This is a genomic window from Brevibacillus sp. HB2.2 (assembly GCF_013284275.1).
Classification (GTDB): domain Bacteria; phylum Bacillota; class Bacilli; order Brevibacillales; family Brevibacillaceae; genus Brevibacillus; species Brevibacillus brevis_D.
In genome coordinates, this window is record NZ_JABSUV010000003.1 from 224,647 (window position 1) to 240,770 (window position 16,124).

The 16,124-nt window shown below is 51.2% G+C and carries 13 protein-coding genes; 3 read left to right on the forward strand and 10 right to left on the reverse strand.

Annotated elements, in window-relative coordinates; translation table 11 throughout:
• The first annotated feature begins 179 nt into the window (after positions 1-179).
• From HP401_RS03575 to HP401_RS03585, 3 genes are read left to right on the forward strand one after another with little or no spacing between them, the layout of a single operon-like run.
• Positions 180-965, forward strand: coding sequence for a transporter substrate-binding domain-containing protein (locus tag HP401_RS03575; RefSeq protein ID WP_173604090.1), 786 nt, complete (start codon positions 180-182; stop codon positions 963-965).
• A gap of 51 nt (positions 966-1,016) precedes the next feature.
• Positions 1,017-1,670 carry an amino acid ABC transporter permease gene (locus HP401_RS03580; RefSeq protein WP_015893961.1) on the forward strand — a complete coding sequence of 218 codons (654 nt, stop codon included), beginning with the start codon at positions 1,017-1,019 and terminating at the stop codon, positions 1,668-1,670.
• Positions 1,667-2,389, forward strand: coding sequence for an amino acid ABC transporter ATP-binding protein (locus HP401_RS03585; RefSeq protein ID WP_172139602.1), 723 nt, complete (start codon positions 1,667-1,669; stop codon positions 2,387-2,389). The genes HP401_RS03580 and HP401_RS03585 overlap by 4 nt, the downstream gene beginning before the upstream one ends.
• 66 nt (positions 2,390-2,455) lie before the next feature.
• Here HP401_RS03585 and HP401_RS03590 read toward each other — a convergent pair whose 3' ends face one another.
• The 10 genes from HP401_RS03590 to HP401_RS03635 form a co-directional block, all read right to left on the reverse strand.
• Entirely contained in the window at positions 2,456-4,147 is a 1,692-nt protein-coding gene (locus HP401_RS03590) for an amylo-alpha-1,6-glucosidase (protein WP_173604091.1), read from the reverse strand.
• Complete coding sequence (locus HP401_RS03595) at positions 4,137-4,793, reverse strand: YesL family protein (RefSeq protein WP_173604092.1); 657 nt, start codon at positions 4,791-4,793, stop codon at positions 4,137-4,139. Before HP401_RS03595 ends, HP401_RS03590 begins: the two co-directional genes overlap by 11 nt.
• Before the next feature lie 28 nt (positions 4,794-4,821).
• Complete coding sequence (locus tag HP401_RS03600; RefSeq protein ID WP_082909882.1) at positions 4,822-5,634, reverse strand: carbohydrate ABC transporter permease; 813 nt, start codon at positions 5,632-5,634, stop codon at positions 4,822-4,824.
• The gene (locus HP401_RS03605) at positions 5,631-6,551 is read right to left on the reverse strand and encodes a carbohydrate ABC transporter permease (RefSeq protein WP_070105190.1); all 921 of its coding nucleotides are present in this window, start codon (positions 6,549-6,551) and stop codon (positions 5,631-5,633) included. The genes HP401_RS03600 and HP401_RS03605 overlap by 4 nt, the downstream gene beginning before the upstream one ends.
• A 57-nt stretch (positions 6,552-6,608) precedes the next feature.
• A complete protein-coding gene (locus tag HP401_RS03610) occupies positions 6,609-7,907 on the reverse strand; it encodes an ABC transporter substrate-binding protein (protein WP_173604094.1) in 1,299 nt (432 codons plus the stop codon).
• A gap of 118 nt (positions 7,908-8,025) precedes the next feature.
• Entirely contained in the window at positions 8,026-9,219 is a 1,194-nt protein-coding gene (locus HP401_RS03615) for a response regulator transcription factor (RefSeq protein ID WP_173604095.1), read from the reverse strand.
• Positions 9,191-10,927 (reverse strand): cache domain-containing sensor histidine kinase, encoded by a 1,737-nt coding sequence (locus HP401_RS03620; protein WP_173604096.1) that lies wholly within the window; start codon positions 10,925-10,927, stop codon positions 9,191-9,193. The genes HP401_RS03615 and HP401_RS03620 overlap by 29 nt, the downstream gene beginning before the upstream one ends.
• A gap of 95 nt (positions 10,928-11,022) precedes the next feature.
• Complete coding sequence (gene ebgA, locus HP401_RS03625; protein ID WP_173604097.1) at positions 11,023-14,133, reverse strand: beta-galactosidase subunit alpha; 3,111 nt, start codon at positions 14,131-14,133, stop codon at positions 11,023-11,025.
• Between the two features lie 18 nt (positions 14,134-14,151).
• Entirely contained in the window at positions 14,152-15,150 is a 999-nt protein-coding gene (locus HP401_RS03630) for an ROK family protein (protein ID WP_173604098.1), read from the reverse strand.
• A gap of 28 nt (positions 15,151-15,178) precedes the next feature.
• Positions 15,179-16,123: a 1-phosphofructokinase family hexose kinase gene (locus HP401_RS03635; protein WP_173604099.1), complete on the reverse strand. Its 945-nt coding sequence runs from the start codon at positions 16,121-16,123 to the stop codon at positions 15,179-15,181.
• Position 16,124 lies beyond the last annotated feature (1 nt).

Here is a 16,124-nt window from a genome sequence, read left to right on the forward strand (position 1 = left end):
GTATACATTTCCTACCATTATAGCAGGTATGAACTAACTTTTCTGTTATCGTACACAGAGCTCGTTCATACAATTATGGATAATAATTACTTTCAGTTTGTTTTGACTTTGCAGACTTTTCTATATTACTATATTCATGTCCATATCATATCTAACATAAATATACTTGGGGGTAATTTATGAAAAAACTAATGTTTGCTGTGGTTTCTGGTTTGTTGGCACTTACGGTAAGTGCGTGTGGCACTGGCACAGATCAGGCTGCCTCAACATCTGGGCAATCCGGTGCAAAAAAGTACGTGTTTGGTACAGATGCAACATACCCACCCTTTGAGTTTGAAAAAGACGGAAAATACGTAGGAATTGACATCGACCTGATCAATGCAATCGCCAAAGAAGAGGGCTTTGAGGTAGAAATTAAGCCGATGGACTTCAAAGGAATCATTCCGGCTGTTCAAGCGAAGCAATTGGACGGTGCCATTGCGGGGATCAGCATCAATGATAAACGCAAAGAAATTTTAGATTTCTCTGAACCATACTATCAAGCAGGTCTTTCCTTGGTCGTACGTGAGGACAACACAACAATCAATGGAGAGGCAGATTTGGCTGGCAAAACGATTGCGATCAAAAAAGGCACGACTGGCGCGACCTTTGCTGATGAGCTCGGGCAAAAGTACGGCGCGACTGTCAAATACTTCGACGATAGCCCTTCCATGTTCCAAGAGGTTCAAAACGGCAATGCTGATGTAACCATCGAGGACTATCCAGTTATCTCTTATAAAATTACGGTAGACCCTGCTTCCAAGCTGAAAATTGTAGGCGATCGTCTCAATGGAGACCACTACGGCATCGCGGTTTTAAAAGGGAACAAAGAGCTGCAAGACAAACTCAACTCCGGTCTGAAGAAGCTGAAAGAGAACGGGAAATACGACGAAATCATTAACACATACTTGAGCACGAAAAAGTAAAAGGCGCAAGACGCGCCTTTTTTTCACCTTAGATAGAATGGAGTTGTCCAAATGAGCAGTAGTTGGGATGTCATTGTCGACGCACTTCCTGTCTTGGCCCAAGGCTCTGTGGTCACGTTAAAAATAACGGTCATTTCCCTGTTTTTCGCTCTCTTAATCGGATTGCTTTTTGGCTTAATGAGCACCAGCCGTTCTAAACTACTCCGCGGCATTGCAACCGCTTACGTTGACTTTCTCCGTGGCACACCGCTGTTGGTTCAAATCTTCTTTATTTATTTTGGATTGCCGCCTGTCCTGGATATCAAAATTCCAGAGACAACCGCAGGTATTCTAGCACTCAGCCTCAACGCCGGAGCGTACCTGGCTGAAATTTTTCGCGGAGGGATTCTCTCTATCGATAAAGGACAGATGGAAGCTGCTCGCTCCCTCGGACTATCCCACGGAAAAGCCATGCGCCTGGTTATCTTGCCTCAGGCTGTTCGCCGCATGATTCCTGCTTTCGTCAACCAATTCATCGTGACGCTAAAAGACACCTCGCTCTTAACGGTCATTGGTATCCGTGAGCTGATGAACAGTGGTGAAATTATCATTTCTAGTAACTTCCGCTCATTCGAAATTTGGGCTGTAGTAGCGGTCTTCTATTTCCTGATGATTTACATCCTCAGTCTGCTGTCCCGTTCCCTTGAGAGGAGGTTTGCGAAATGATTCATGTAGAGAATTTGAAAAAGAGCTTTGGCTCGTTGGAAGTTTTAAAAGACATCTCGACTACCATTAAAGAGCGTGAAGTTGTCTGTGTCATTGGTCCCTCCGGCTCGGGAAAAAGTACGTTTCTGCGCTGCCTGAACCAGTTGGAAGAAGTAACATCTGGCAAAGTCACCATTGAAGGCATGGAGGTTACTTCCCCCAAAGTGGACATCAACAAGCTGCGAGAGCGTGTCGGCATGGTGTTTCAGCGGTTCAATCTCTTCCCGCATCTCACTGTTTTGGAAAACATCATGCTCGCGCCCAAGCACGTCAAAAATTCAGCGCGTCAGCAAAATGAACAAAAGGCGCTGCAACTCCTCAAAAAAGTAGATTTGGCGGACAAGCGAGACGTGTATCCCGATCGGTTGTCTGGCGGTCAACAGCAGCGCGTAGCCATTACCCGTGCGCTCGCCATGGACCCTCACATCATGCTGTTCGACGAGCCTACCTCTGCACTCGACCCAGAAATGGTCGGAGAGGTTCTTCAGGTGATGAAGGATTTGGCCAAAGAAGGAATGACGATGGTTGTGGTTACACATGAGATGGGCTTTGCCCGTGAAGTGGCCGATCGCGTGATTTTCATGGATGGCGGATACATCGTCGAAGAAGGCACACCTGCCGAGATTTTTGACAATCCCCAGCATGAGAGAACCAAGGCATTTCTCAGTAAAGTGCTATAGACAAGCAACGGGCATGATGCGATTTTTCCATCCATCATGCCCACCTGGTTTTCCTATAAAACTACCTTACACATACTCATGCGCCAGCATCAAAAACACGCTGGACGTCCACGTAAAGGCCCGGTCCCTCAGTCCATCTCCTGTCAGCGCATCGAAGTTTTCCGCCATGCCACTGCGTGCTGCCATTCGGCAAAAGCGTCTGGCAATCTCCTGAGAAAACGCAACTTCACCTGCTCGCCGCAATCCATCGACCAAGAGCATCGTCACTGGCGCCCAGATCGGGCCTAACCAGTAGCCATCAGCGCGGTAGAAGGAGCTGGTTGGACTCTCTGTAGCCAGTCCATTCTCTGTTAAAAACCGCTCCTGCAAGTCCGTAATCAGCTTGGCCCGGATGTCCTGCGGCAGCTTTTCGCCTAGCACGAGAGGCATATAACGGATCAAGCTGTCTCCTTGTGTAGGTTTGTCGCTACCGGAGTGGGTCGCAAAGAAGTTATCGCCATTCCAGTGCTTCTCCAGCAGTCGTTGCAGCGTCATTTCGGCCTTTTCCTGCCATCTCGCTGCCTCTTCGGGGCGACCCAGCCTATTCGCCAATTCCGCCAGCACATCCATTTGCAAAATCAAATACGCAGGCAAATCCGGGCTTTCAATCGGCGCCCCCTCGAGGAAAATCGTGCTGTTGTCCCAGCCGCAGTCATAGCCGTGATTGTACTGCGGAATCCCGTCCTGATCATCATCGCGGTAACGGAACCACCAATCGGTCCAGCGACAAAGCGGCTCGTACACCTCATCCAGCATCTCGTTTGTAATCGCGTCGTTCCGATCCAACATCCAGCGCAGCGTCCAGCCGTGAATCGGAGGCTTGCAGCAATTCCACAACGCATACCGATCATTGATAAAATCGGGGAAGACACCACTCTCATCCTGTCTGTCGATAAAAATCATGAGCTGATCCCACGCCAGCGGCAAATTTGCTCGCGTCAGTGCCATCGCATTGAAGCAATGATCCCAGCTCCAGATATTCGTCATCCAGTTTTTGGACATGTACATCGCGGACCGTGGCAGATAGCCTTCAGGTCTCACTACACAAGACCATGTGATGTACGCCGCGAGTTCTCGTGCTTCATTCAAGTCTTCACGATACTCCTCAGATACAGAGAGTGTCCGTTCCACCCACTCGTCGTACTCTTTTTTTACCTGTGTCCATCCATCGGCAAAGGCAGGGTAGCTACGCTCCTTCCATACCGTGTGGAACTCCTCCAATACGCCTTCCAGTACACCAGTTTCCTCGTCGGGAAGAAAGGTTACGCCCACTTGCAGTTCACGTGATGCCTTCGTAGGGTTGACCACCAGCACTCCAGCAAGCGGAGTCACTCGCAAGCGAATTTCCGTGGAAAAGTGATTGATTTCCCAGCATCCGGCTCCAGCTTGAATCGCATAATCTGCCGCCATAGATTCGAGCACCAGTCGCAAACCAACACCTTGACCACGTACCTGAACCAGCTGCGGCTCGCTCATGCACAGCTTCACTTCGCCTTTAGCCCCGTAAAGTCGCAGCAAGGTTTGTGTAGCCTCCGTCTCAAATGGAACCGCCACACCATCGGCTACCATTTCTATTCGAAAAATCGCGCCATCGTGGTTGTCTCCTCCACGAATATTGCGCAAATAAAGTCCTTCTTTTCGCTTGGCGTTACCCAGACGCGAGAGTACGAGATACGACCCGTATCGGCTAAAAGGAACCATTCCTAAATCAAACTGCATATGTCTCACCTCGAGGTTGCTTCGTCGATCGTTTACGATCGCGCTTTTCCAGCAGACGACTCATTCTCGCGTTCATCCACCAGACAGGCAGGCTCGCCCCCAACAAGATCGGCAAAACAGGAATCGCCAGCAAGAGAATTAAGAGAAGGAGCAAGCCTCCCAGCGTGACGAGCGAATGCAACGGAAAGGCCGCGACTAGCCAAAACGACTGCTTGAGTATCCTCTTCACGTCTGCATCCTCCCGAACAAGCAGGGAAAAAGCGTGGCAAGTGGTAGCCGCATGCAAGAATCCAATCCCCGCAAAAACAGCCGCGATCGAGAGCCCCAACAGAGAGCCCATGCGAAGGAAAAACACCACATCGACCCACAGGATTGCCCCCGTTAGCACCGTCCCTGCGCCAAGCCATTGGCTCCTCCAGAAATAGTGGCGAAAAGCATGCCAGAAGGCAGATGGAAGCCCGCGGTCATTCCACTTGCCGCTAAGTACGTCGTGTAGAGCCGCTGTCGCTGGAAAGATTCCAAAAACGATGCCTCCCAAGAGCGTGCACGCCACCCACATGAGATGCGCTGCCGCCATCCGCAACAATCGCTCACCAAATTGATGAAATGACCATGCCCAGCCTTCCCACTTCGCCCGATTCCCCACTGTGGCTCCCTCCTTGCTTGATAACTGCTTACTTAATAGCAACGCCAGCTGAATTGTCTACGATATATCGTTGTGCGAGGAAAAAGAGGAGTAACGGCGGAAGCGAGATCAGGAGCGTTACCGCCATCAGCCCTGTAGCCTCTACTTCATACATCCCTTTAAATTGCGCCAGTCCCAGCGTCAGCGTGTACTGACTTTGGTCATTCAAGAAAATGAGTGGACCCAAATAGTCGTTCCAAGTGCCCAAGATGTTGAATACACTCACCAAAATCAGAGCAGGCATCATCAACGGCATAATAATCCGGGCGTAAATCTGAAATGAACCCGCACCATCAATACGCGCCGCTTCATCCAGCTCACGAGGAATGGTCAAAATAAACTGTCGCATGAGGAAAATATAAAACGCTGACCCAAAGAACGAAGGCACAATCAACGGCTTGAGTGTGTTGATCCAGCCCAGATAGTTGAACTCCATGTACAGCGGAATCATCGTCACTTCCCACGGAATCATCATCGTCGCCAGAACGACCATAAACAGGAAGTCTCTTCCTTTAAACGTGAACCGGGCAAAGCCGTACGCGACCAGCGAAGACGATATCAACTGCCCAATCGTAGTCAGGATCGTCACCGTCAAAGAGTTTTCCAAATACAGATCAAACGGCTGCGACATCCACGCATTCCCGAAGTTCTCCCAATGCAGAACATCCGGAATCCATTTGGGTGGATACTGCAAAATCTCAGCGTCCGACTTGAGCGCAGTAGAGATCATCCAGTAAAACGGTGCGAGAAACAGGAAAGAGAAAAAGATCAAGCTCGCATAAGCGATTGTCTTGCGTATCAAGCTTCTTCCCCTCCCCTGCGGTTGTCGCCCTCGTAATACACCCATTTGCCGGACGTTTTAAATACGAGGAAGGTCAATACCAAAATGATCGCAAACATAAACCAGGAGTTCGCCGAAGCATACCCCATCTTGAAGTATTTGAAGGCATTGTCATACGCGTACATGGCATAGAAATACGTGGATTGCAACGGTCCGCCTCCTGTGAGCAAGAGTGCTAGACTCAGCTGCTGGAACGCACTAATGATCGTCATAATCAGGTTAAACAAAATCGTAGGGCTGACCATCGGCAGTGTAATGCGGAAAAACTTTTGCACCGCCCCTGCCCCATCAATCGAAGCCGCTTCATACAAGCTCTCCGGGATGCTTTTGAGCCCCGCCAGGAAAATCAATACCATGGAGCCTTGCCCCCACAAACTGGCGATTACCATGGCAACGAGTGCCCACGACGTATCGTTTAGCCAATCTGGACCTGTAATCCCAACCAGACTGAGCAAATAGTTGAAAATACCGTATTCCCCGTCATATACCCACGCCCAGATCATCGCCAGCGCCACACCGGAAATCACGCTCGGTAAGTAAAACACTGTGCGAAAAAAACCGCTGCCTTTTACCTTCTGATTCAGCATCATCGCCAAAAACAACGCGATGAACAAATTCAACGGGACAAACAACAGCGCAAATTTAATCGTGACCCAGAGCGATTGCCAAAACAATGGATCATCCGTAAACATATTGATGTAATTGTCCAAGCCGACGAACGTAACCTCACCAACGACAGGCCAATCAAAAAAGCTCATGACGAGCGAAAACAGCATCGGTCCCAGCGTAAAAGCGAGAAAGCCGAGAATCCAAGGCAAGATAAAAAGATAGGGCGTAAGAAACGCCCTTCCCTTAAGTTTTTTCGGTTGAACGGTCATGGCAGGCTGTTTGTGTGTCACAACACTCTCTGTATTCAATTTCCTGACCCCTTCCCGTTATTTCAAGAATTTCTGGGAGTCTTTGACTGCCTTATTCAGTAATTCCTCGGCGTTTTGTCCCATCATGATCGCATTGACCGCTGCGGAAAGGTTCCGGTTGATTTCGTTCCAATGTGGATTCAACAGGAAGGCTGGCGTGTCAGTCGATTGCTCCAATGTCTTGTAGAACGGTGCGTAGAGCGGGTCCTGATCGAGCTTCTTCTCTTGTACGACACTAATACGCACGGGCAAATCAGATGTACGCATCTTGATCGCATCGCTGGAAACGAAGAACTTCAAAAACTCCCAAGCCAGTTCTTTGTTTTTGGAATCCTTGGCGATCGATACGGAGGAGGTTGCAATGACTCCCTTGCCAGGCTTGCCAGGGAATTGCGGCATCACGACCGTACCAAAATCGACATTCGCCTTCTTGTACGACTCGAGCGACCATACGCCGTTGTCATACATCGCGAGCTTGCTTGCTTTGAACAAGTCGTTGCCGCTTTGCTGGTTTTTTCCACCGACGAGTAAAGCGCTTTTGTCCTTCGCCAAATCACTGAAAATTTGCAGGGCCTCTGCTGTTTCCTTGCTGTTCATGTAGCCTTCGATGGCTTTTCCATCGGGGCTGATGAAGCTGCTGCCGTTGCTCCACACGAACTGCTGCAAATCGTACGTATCCGGCTCCGAACGAACAGCGAAACCGTACTGCTTCTTTTCGCGAACGGTCAGCTGTTTGGCTGCCGATTTGAAATCCTCCCACGTCCAGTCGTCTGTCGGAAGTGGTACATTTGCTTCGTTAAACAGCTTTTTGTTGTAGAAGACGACCCGCGTCGAGAAGCCCGCTGGGAGTCCGAACAATTTTCCATCGAATCGATTATAGTTTAAGAGGCCTTGGTAAAAGTCGTCGATTGCCACTGATGGGTCCTTCTTTACGTACTCATCCAATGGCTCGAGCGAGGCGTTATACGTGGGGAAATCCCACATGTACATGACATCCGGCGGATTTTTGGCTCCGAATGCCGCTACCAGCTTCTGATCAAAACCATCTGCATATGCCTCGACTTGTACCTTCACACCCGGATTTTTCTGTTCGAATTGTTTCGCGATATCTTGTTGGATCTTCAGCATTTGGTCCGTATCCCATGTCGCGAAACGCAATGTAACCGTTTCCTTTTTATCAGACGACGCTGGCGTTGTCGTACCTGTGCTACTAGACGTGCCGTCTGATCCTGATGGCTGGGCTTGTGAACAACCAGCTACGACGGCCAAAAGAAGTGCCATGCCAGTTGCCATCCATTTTGACGCAACCTTCTTCATCTGTGATCCCCCCTAGATTTACCCCACATTTTTCTTTATTTTAATGAAGGGGAGAAAACGGTGAAACCGCTAATTGTTCGCAATAGTGCGTGAATTTGTTTCTTCTTTTTCGTTTTGATCAGGTTTGCGCGGTGGAGTGGACGATTGTTCGACTGGACTCCTCCTTTTGTTTGAAACGGTAGTGGCTCGGGGTCATCCCTGTATATTTTTTAAACCATTTGCTAAAGTATTTTGCGTCAGGAAGGCCGACACGCTCCGCTACCTCCTGAATGGACAGAGCTGTTTCATCCAGCATCGCTCGGGCCATTTTTACCCGGCGCTTGTCGAGGAACTCCCCAAAGCTCTCGCCCACTCCCTTTTTAAACATCACGCTAAAATGACTGCGGCTCAGTCCCACCTGTGAAGCTACCTCACTAACGGTCAATGGCGTATCCAGACGATCGAGTGCGTAATGAACAGCCTGCTTGATCGGTTCCTGCCACGGGTCTTGAATGACGCCGTACTTGCGCGCCCGCTCCGTGCGCTGGTAGAGCATTCGTACCGTCTGAATCCACGGTTCGAGTCCAGCAAACGGGCTTGCTGTCTCCCAGCTCGTCACCTTTCCAGCCAGCTTCCATTCCACGAGCAAGGATTCTACCTGCCTGCCAGTACTTGCGGGTGTCAGCAAAAAACGAATATCGCTACATTCAAGCCATTCCCATTCGCCTTCCAGCTCACTTGCTACCCATGCCCGCTCCTGTTCCTCCCGGTTCGCATTGCCTATCCCTTCCAAGAGCCAGACACGCATGGAATCGTTCATCCACGACCAGTGTGTTTGCAGGAGGGAGGACAAGCTTTGCTCGAAATCCCGGCTCAAGCCAGTCAACCACGCACCGAATTCCCGCTTCCATTCATCCGGGCGTTCACGAACGTTTTCAGGTCGCGCACTCTCGCCTGCCAGCTCAGTCCGCAGCTTTTCCAACAACGTACCCCATTCCTCATCCTGGAACTCGGTCTTCAACAAATATCCCGACACGCCGAGAGAGATTCCCTGCTGGGCAAAAGAAAAATCGCGGTGACAGCTGAGCAGAAGCACCTTTGTTTGTGGTGCATGCTCCTTCACCCGCCTGCATAGCTCCAGCCCATCCATTTCTGGCATAACGATGTCCGTAATCACCAGCTCGGGCTGTATTTGCAGGAAAGCCTCCCAGCCTTTCCGACCATTCGGTGCATCCGCTACCACTTCCATCCCATAGCGACTCCATGGCACCATTACCTTCAGTCCTCTTCGCACCAGCACTTCATCATCCACAATCATTACCTTGATGTTCATCAGGAATTTCCTCCCTTTTCGGCCATGTGATTTGAATTGTGGTTCCTTCTCCTCTGACAGATGAAATCTTCATGCCGTGCTCCATACGGAAATGAAGCTTGAACTTCTGATCGACGTTGTACACGCCGAGCCCTCGTTTGCTAGAACGCTCCAGATCAGGATCGAGAAGTCTGGCCAATCTCTCCGGCACAATTCCTGCACCGTCATCTTGCAACAGTAGCGTCACAAGCCCTTCTTTTTCACTGACACTGATCCGGATCGTTCCGTGCCCATCTTCGAATGCGTGGAAAAAGATATTTTCCAAAAGCGGCTGAAGAGTCATTCGCGGGATTAAATAACGGCGGCAAGCCTCTACCCCGGTCTGTTCAAATCGAAAAACAGGTCCGTATCGCAGCTCTTGGATTTGCAGAAAGTGCTCGACGGTTTGCAGCTCCTTTTCCAACGGGACGAGCTCCTGCGTGATGTCGAGGTTGCCCTCCAGTACTTTGATGAGATGATAGAGCATATTGCCGATTTCATTGGCACCAGATAATCTGGCTTTCCACTGGATCGAATTGAGTGTATTGAACAACAGATGCGGATTGATTTGGTAGTGAACGGCTCGCAGCTCTGCTTCCTTTTTCAACTGCTCGGTTCGACTCACCTCGGCGATTAGCGTCTGAATCCGCCTCACCATTTGGTTGAAGCTCACCCCTAACCGCCCCAGCTCGTCTTCCGTATCTACCTCTGCGCGAGTTTGTAGCTCGCCTGTTCCGACCAGCCGCATCGTTTCTTGCAGTCGTTTGATTTTGCCTGTAATTCGTCTGGAAAATAAATACGCCAAAAGAAGTGCCAGCACTGCCGAAAGAATCAGCGCTGCGATAAAGAAGGATTGAATCACTTCCGCAGAGCGGTTCATTTGTTCGTACGGTAAGCGCACCTGAATCATCCAGTTGTTGGACTCCAGCGGTTTGTTCCAGACGATATCGCTCTCTTGCTGGACGAACGTACCCGCAGTCTGGTAAATCAGCTCGCCATTTTTGGCAGTGATCGTCACATGCGCACTCATGTCCTTTTCCAGCTGCGAAAACAATTGAAACAGCTTGCCTGCTTTCATCTCGATCAAAATCCGGCTGTCCTTCAACACGCCATAGCCACTGAGAACGGGAACAACCAGGCCAAGAACCTTCTCCTGATTGCGCAGCTCCGCCTCATCCTGAAACCCGACATAATGCCTGGGCGTGTAAAAACCGATCCATCGCTCTTCATCCAGCTTGGCGGGCAGCCCCTTCCACCACCATTCCCGCATCAGATCCTTTCCATTGATCACATTTTCCCCGAAAAAGTAACCGGAGGGCGTCACGATAAAAATGCCTTTTGTATCAAGGTTGCGGTGCGCCCCCAGGTATCGCTCGAAGTTTTTTTGTTCCAGAAAGCCTGTGTAGGTCTTCGGTTGTTCCTCCCGCATAACGACCAATGTCGGGTCTGACACGTACGTATTAATGTCATAGGCCATGTATCTCATTTGACTCAGGTAGTTGTCGATCTGGATTTGTAGCTGTGTCGCGATATACTCGCCTGACTTACTGAATTGCTCGCGAACGACCATCGACGATTTCCAATACGCCATACTCCCCAGAGTAATCAGCGGGATAATAGCTGCAATCAGCATAAAAGCGAGCAGCTTGGCATGAATGCTTCTGCGCGGGAAGAGCGACCATGACTTCATGTGACAGTCCACCACCGGTTTTTGATTAGTTGCACTATTCGATCTTTAGTTAGATTGTACAACGTTTCGGCGATGCCTTCGAGAGCAATCAGCGGTTAGTTACACAAATTCAAATTCCGCTTATACAGATGAACCGGAGAAATCGTATCCTTCGAAAAAGGCGTTAGCCTCATCTGGAACTGGAACTCCTCTGGACGCAAGGCATGCTGCTCGGATTGCTTAGGTCCGCAGCTATTGCTACCCAGCCCGTTTTGTCGATAATCGAGATGCAGTGTGACATACTCTCGTTTTACAAGATCTGTCGTGTGCTTTGCTTGCTCCAGATCGTCCGTATCATAGCGAAGTGCGCTAAATTCCAAGGTTGGTTGACCCATCGCGAAAAGTCCAATGCCACGCTGATCCGTGATCGACATCCATTTGACGTCCGTGCGATTGCCATTTTCCTGCGGGAACACGTACGGCGTGTACAGCTCATCTACACTCGCCTGATACACCCCGATGCGATTAGCTTCCTTGCTGTCGATATACGCCTCTCCCGGGCCGCGACCATACCACGAGACGCACTCCATATCTTTGGCCACCAATAGCTTCAAGCCGATTCGCGGCAGCATCGCTGGCGGGGTACCTTTGGGTGTGCCTTGAACCTCTACCTGCACTTCGCCATTTCCGAATACGGTATACGTGTAGCAGCATGCAAAACCCCAGTCGTATACAGGCGGAGCAATCCGCACATCGCAGGTAATGACCACACGATCTTCTCGATCCTGCTGGATGCTTACATGCTCCACCCGGTTTTGCAAACGATCGAGGTACACCTTGCGCCACTCTTCCACTACGTACATGTCATTATCAATCGGAGCACGCCAAAACGTGAGACGAGGTCCTGCCACCAACAGCTCCTTGCCTGCAAACACCCAGCTCGTCGGCACACCGCTCACTTTGTCAAAAACGAACTGAAAATCTGCTCCTGTAAGGGTCACGTCCGTTTTCGTTTCTTTCATATCTACTCTGCCGAACACAGGCTGATAGGAAGCGACCGTAACCTGTTGGGCAGCGGTCATTGGCAAGGCAAATTGTGCCCAAGCCAGCTCATGTCCAGCCTGTACCCAGCTCTCATCTTGATCCAGCACAAAAGATAGCGTCAGCCAGTAGTCGGTTCGATCCTGCACCTGCGCAGGCAAGGTATACGGAACAGCTACATTGGTACGACTTCCTGCTTCTGTATGTGGCAGAGACAGCGTGCCGCTCTGTACCACTTGTCCGTCTGCTGTCACACTCCAAACCATTCTCACGTGCGTAAGCGTGCGGAAATCATAACGATTCGTAATGGTGACGAGCCCGCTTTCCAAATCAGTCGCTTCTACGACGATCGGCTCTATCACTTTTTTGTATTCGAGCAGCCCTGGGGATGGGGTACGATCCGGACGAATCAGTCCATCGATGACGAAATTGCCATTCGTCGGGTAATCCCCGAAGTCGCCTCCGTAGGCAAAATACTCTCGCCCATCCGGCGTATATTGGCGCAAGCCGTGATCAATCCATTCCCACACAAAGCCGCCCTGCAAGCGTTGATATTTGTCAAACACATTGGCGTAGTCGCGCAAGCCACCGGGTCCATTCCCCATGGCATGAGCATACTCGCACATGATATGCGGCTTTTGCAGATGTTCATTTTCACCATGCTGAATCATTTTTTCTACCGAGGAGTACATAGTGGAAAATACGTCGCACACTTCTGCTTCGCGATCCTCCTCGTAGTGGATGAGACGAGTCGGGTCCGCTTGTCGGCACCAAGCAGCCATTGCCCGGAAATTGCAGCCAAAACCGGATTCGTTGCCAAGCGACCACATGATGATCGACGGATGGTTTTTGTCCCGCTCCACCATGCGCTCCATGCGCTCCACGTATGTCTGCTCCCACTCTGGATCATCGCTCAGCTGACTGATGTTGCCGGTCAACTGGAAGCCATGCGTCTCCAAATCGGTTTCGTCCATGACATACAATCCGTACTGGTCGCACAAATCGTAAAAACGCGGATCATTCGGATAATGCGCGGTACGAACGGCGTTGATGTTGTGACGCTTCATCATGAGCACATCTTCACGCATCGTTTCATACGGGACAGCACGCCCGAGATCGGGATGATGATCATGGCGATTCACGCCGTTCAGGCGAATCGCTACACCGTTCACGTAGAAGTTGTTTCCTTTTACTTCGATACGACGGAAGCCGACGCGAATCGGGATGACTTCTGTCTTTTCGCCCGACTCCTGCTCAACCGCAAGCAGCAGGTGATACAGGTTCGGCTCCTCCGCCGACCATTTTTTCGGCTCCTGCACCGGAAGCTCCAAGGTCACGACCTTTTCCTTTCCGGCTGCCAGCTCGCCTGCTTCGGTGTTCGTTAGCGAAGCGATCAGCGTGCAGGATTGATCCAGCAGCTTTGCGGTCACGCTCACCCTGTCATAGGCAGCTTCGGAACTGTTTTCTACATGGACACGTACGCGCAGCACACCATGGCGGAATTCCTCGTCCAGATCAGTCACGACTGCCAGATCTCTCACATGCAGCTTCGGTCTAGCAATCAGGGAAACATCCCGAAAAATTCCGCTCAAGTACCACATATCCTGATCCTCTACATATGTACCGTCCGACCATTGGTACACTTGAACAGCCAAGCGATTCCTGCCTTCCTGCAACAGCTCCGTCACATCAAACTCAGATGGCAAGCGGCTTCCTTGGCTATAGCCGACTTCCTTTCCGTTCAGCCACACATGAAAAGCGCTGTCGACCCCTTCAAAGCGCAGGATTACCTGCTGATTTTTCCACCCGGGCGCAACCGTAAACTCTCGCAAATAGCAGCCTGTCGGGTTATCTGACGGGACATGCGGCGGATCGACCGGAAACGGATAGTACAAGTCCGTGTAATGCGGTTTCCCGTACCCTTGCAGCTGCCAATGCCCCGGCACCTGAATTCGCGCCCACTCCTTCGCATCGTAATCGGCGGCAAAAAAGTTTTCCGGCACACGCAGTGGTGATTCTGCGTAAGCAAACTGCCAATGCCCATTCAACAATTGAAACCACGGTGTCGCTCCTCTTTCATACGTCAGTGCTCCCGATTCTTCCGGGTAAGACAAAAAGTAAGCCCGCGCCGCCAAGCGATTTCGCTCTAGCAGCTGATGATTTGCCCAGTCATACCGTTGATGCATCGATGTACACTCCTCTTTTTACAATTTCACGGTTCCTTGTTCCTTACCCGTTGCTTGCAGGGCCAAGGCGCCAGCACCGAGCATGCCTGCATCTGCACCGAGCTCGGCCAAGACGATCTTTGTCTGTTGGTGTACGACATCCATGGCGTACTTTTGTACACTCGCTTGAACGGGGGCCAGTAAAAGCTCCCCAGCCCGGCAGACGCCACCGCCGATCACTACCAGTTGTGGGTTGCACACGTTCACCAACACAGACAGAGCCCAGCCCGTTACTTCACACGCTTCGTTCCATGCGCAGGTCGCCACCGCATCACCTTGTTCCACTGCCGTAGCCACTTGCTCAGCCGTAATGCGCTCAAGCTGCCCATCGCACAAAGTAAACAGAGGAGAGGCTTTTGCTTGCCGCGGATTTGCATCGAGCTCCTTGTCCAAGCGTTCACGGGCCAATCTGGCAATACCTGTAGCAGATGCGACCGTCTCCACACAACCGAGCTTGCCACAATTGCATGGAGTAGTAAGCCCTGGATAACGCACATGACCAATCTCTCCCGCGAATCCGTGACTGCCCCGAACTAGCTTTCCTTCGTTTACAATCCCTGCCCCCACCCCTGTACCAAGCGGCACGAATATGAGGTGACTTACCTCCCGACCCGCACCAAACATGGCTTCTCCGAGCGCAGCTGTCCGTAAATCGTTTTCAAAAAAAAGCGGCAGCTCCACCAGCTTCGCGAGCGGTGTCCGCAAGTCTGCCTGATGCAATTGAAAGTTGGGCGAGTGAACCGATATCCCATTTTCCGCATCAAAAGGACCAGGGAATCCGATCCCTACTGACTCTATGGGAACGGGTGATTGATCCCGCAGTTCTTTAATCAAGGCAGCCATTCGCTCGATCAAGATGGGCAAGTTGTTATGAACTTTGGTCTCCTTGGCAGCCCGGAGGAGAATTCGCCCATTCTCGTCCATGACCGCCCCTTTCATTGTCGTACCACCGACATCGAGGCCAATTACATCGCGCATGCTACTCCTCCCTTCTAAACCAGCTATTTTACTCGACTCGCTCCACATGCATCGGTTGACTTCTCAACCTCTGCACATCGTCGGGCGCGATCATACCCGCTCCAAACGACCGTGTATTCGCGGCGCCGCATGCCATCCCCAGCCAAATGGCATCTGGCCAAGCCAAGCCTCGCAGCCTTCCGACAAGGACACCCGCAAGCATGGAATCACCGCAACCCACTGTATTTTTCACTTCGGATTCCGCCAAAGGGATCGCGGAAATACGCCACGTCTCCTTTCCATCGCCAAACCACGCGCCCTCCTCCCCTAACGAGAGAAGGACTCGCTGAGCACCGCGCTCACGTAGCTCTCGTATCGCTCTGCACCGTGCCTCCTCGCTATCCAGCAAAAATCCGAGAATCGCTTCCGCTTCCGGTCGATTGGGCTTGATGAGCGCGGGGGTTGCTTTTAATCCTTCCAGCAGGGCCGGGCCGCTCGTATCGAGCACGCATGCAGTTCCTTTCCCGGCGACACCTCGGATGAGCGCAGCGTATGTTTCTGTTGGAACGCCACCTGGCAAGCTTCCGGAAAAAACCATGTACTGGGCCTGATCCGCCAGCCCGATCAAACGCGTTTGCAAGCGACCGATCTCTTCTTCACTGGGTGCAGGACCTTGCTCTAGCACTTCTGTCACCGTTCTCTCCTGTTCGTCGAGAAAAGCGAGACACAATCGGGATTCTCCGCTCGTTTCAATAAAGGAGGACGTAATCCCCTCACGTTCGCAGCCTTCCACAATGAACCTCCCGTTGTGACCAGCGACAAAACCGCTGGCGACAACATCCTGCCCCAATGCTTTCGCTACACGCGCTACATTTAGCCCTTTTCCGCCGGGCAAGCTCAGTACATCCCCCGTGCGATGCAGCTCTCCTGCACGAAAATGCGATAGTCGATACGTCTTATCAATGGCCGCGTTCAGTGTTACCGTTACGAGCATG

Excerpts from the sequence above, each read along its gene's own strand:
- HP401_RS03575 (WP_173604090.1), top strand. The coding sequence starts at position 180 with ATGAAAAAACTAATGTTTGCTGTGGTTTCTGGTTTGTTGGCACTTACG.
- HP401_RS03580 (WP_015893961.1), top strand. The coding sequence starts at position 1,017 with ATGAGCAGTAGTTGGGATGTCATTGTCGACGCACTTCCTGTCTTGGCC.
- HP401_RS03585 (WP_172139602.1), top strand. The coding sequence starts at position 1,667 with ATGATTCATGTAGAGAATTTGAAAAAGAGCTTTGGCTCGTTGGAAGTT.
- HP401_RS03590 (WP_173604091.1), bottom strand. The coding sequence starts at position 4,147 with ATGCAGTTTGATTTAGGAATGGTTCCTTTTAGCCGATACGGGTCGTAT.
- HP401_RS03605 (WP_070105190.1), bottom strand. The coding sequence starts at position 6,551 with ATGACCGTTCAACCGAAAAAACTTAAGGGAAGGGCGTTTCTTACGCCC.
- HP401_RS03610 (WP_173604094.1), bottom strand. The coding sequence starts at position 7,907 with ATGAAGAAGGTTGCGTCAAAATGGATGGCAACTGGCATGGCACTTCTT.
- HP401_RS03615 (WP_173604095.1), bottom strand. The coding sequence starts at position 9,219 with ATGAACATCAAGGTAATGATTGTGGATGATGAAGTGCTGGTGCGAAGA.
- HP401_RS03620 (WP_173604096.1), bottom strand. The coding sequence starts at position 10,927 with ATGAAGTCATGGTCGCTCTTCCCGCGCAGAAGCATTCATGCCAAGCTG.
- ebgA (WP_173604097.1), bottom strand. The coding sequence starts at position 14,133 with ATGCATCAACGGTATGACTGGGCAAATCATCAGCTGCTAGAGCGAAAT.
- HP401_RS03630 (WP_173604098.1), bottom strand. The coding sequence starts at position 15,150 with ATGCGCGATGTAATTGGCCTCGATGTCGGTGGTACGACAATGAAAGGG.
- HP401_RS03635 (WP_173604099.1), bottom strand. The coding sequence starts at position 16,123 with ATGCTCGTAACGGTAACACTGAACGCGGCCATTGATAAGACGTATCGA.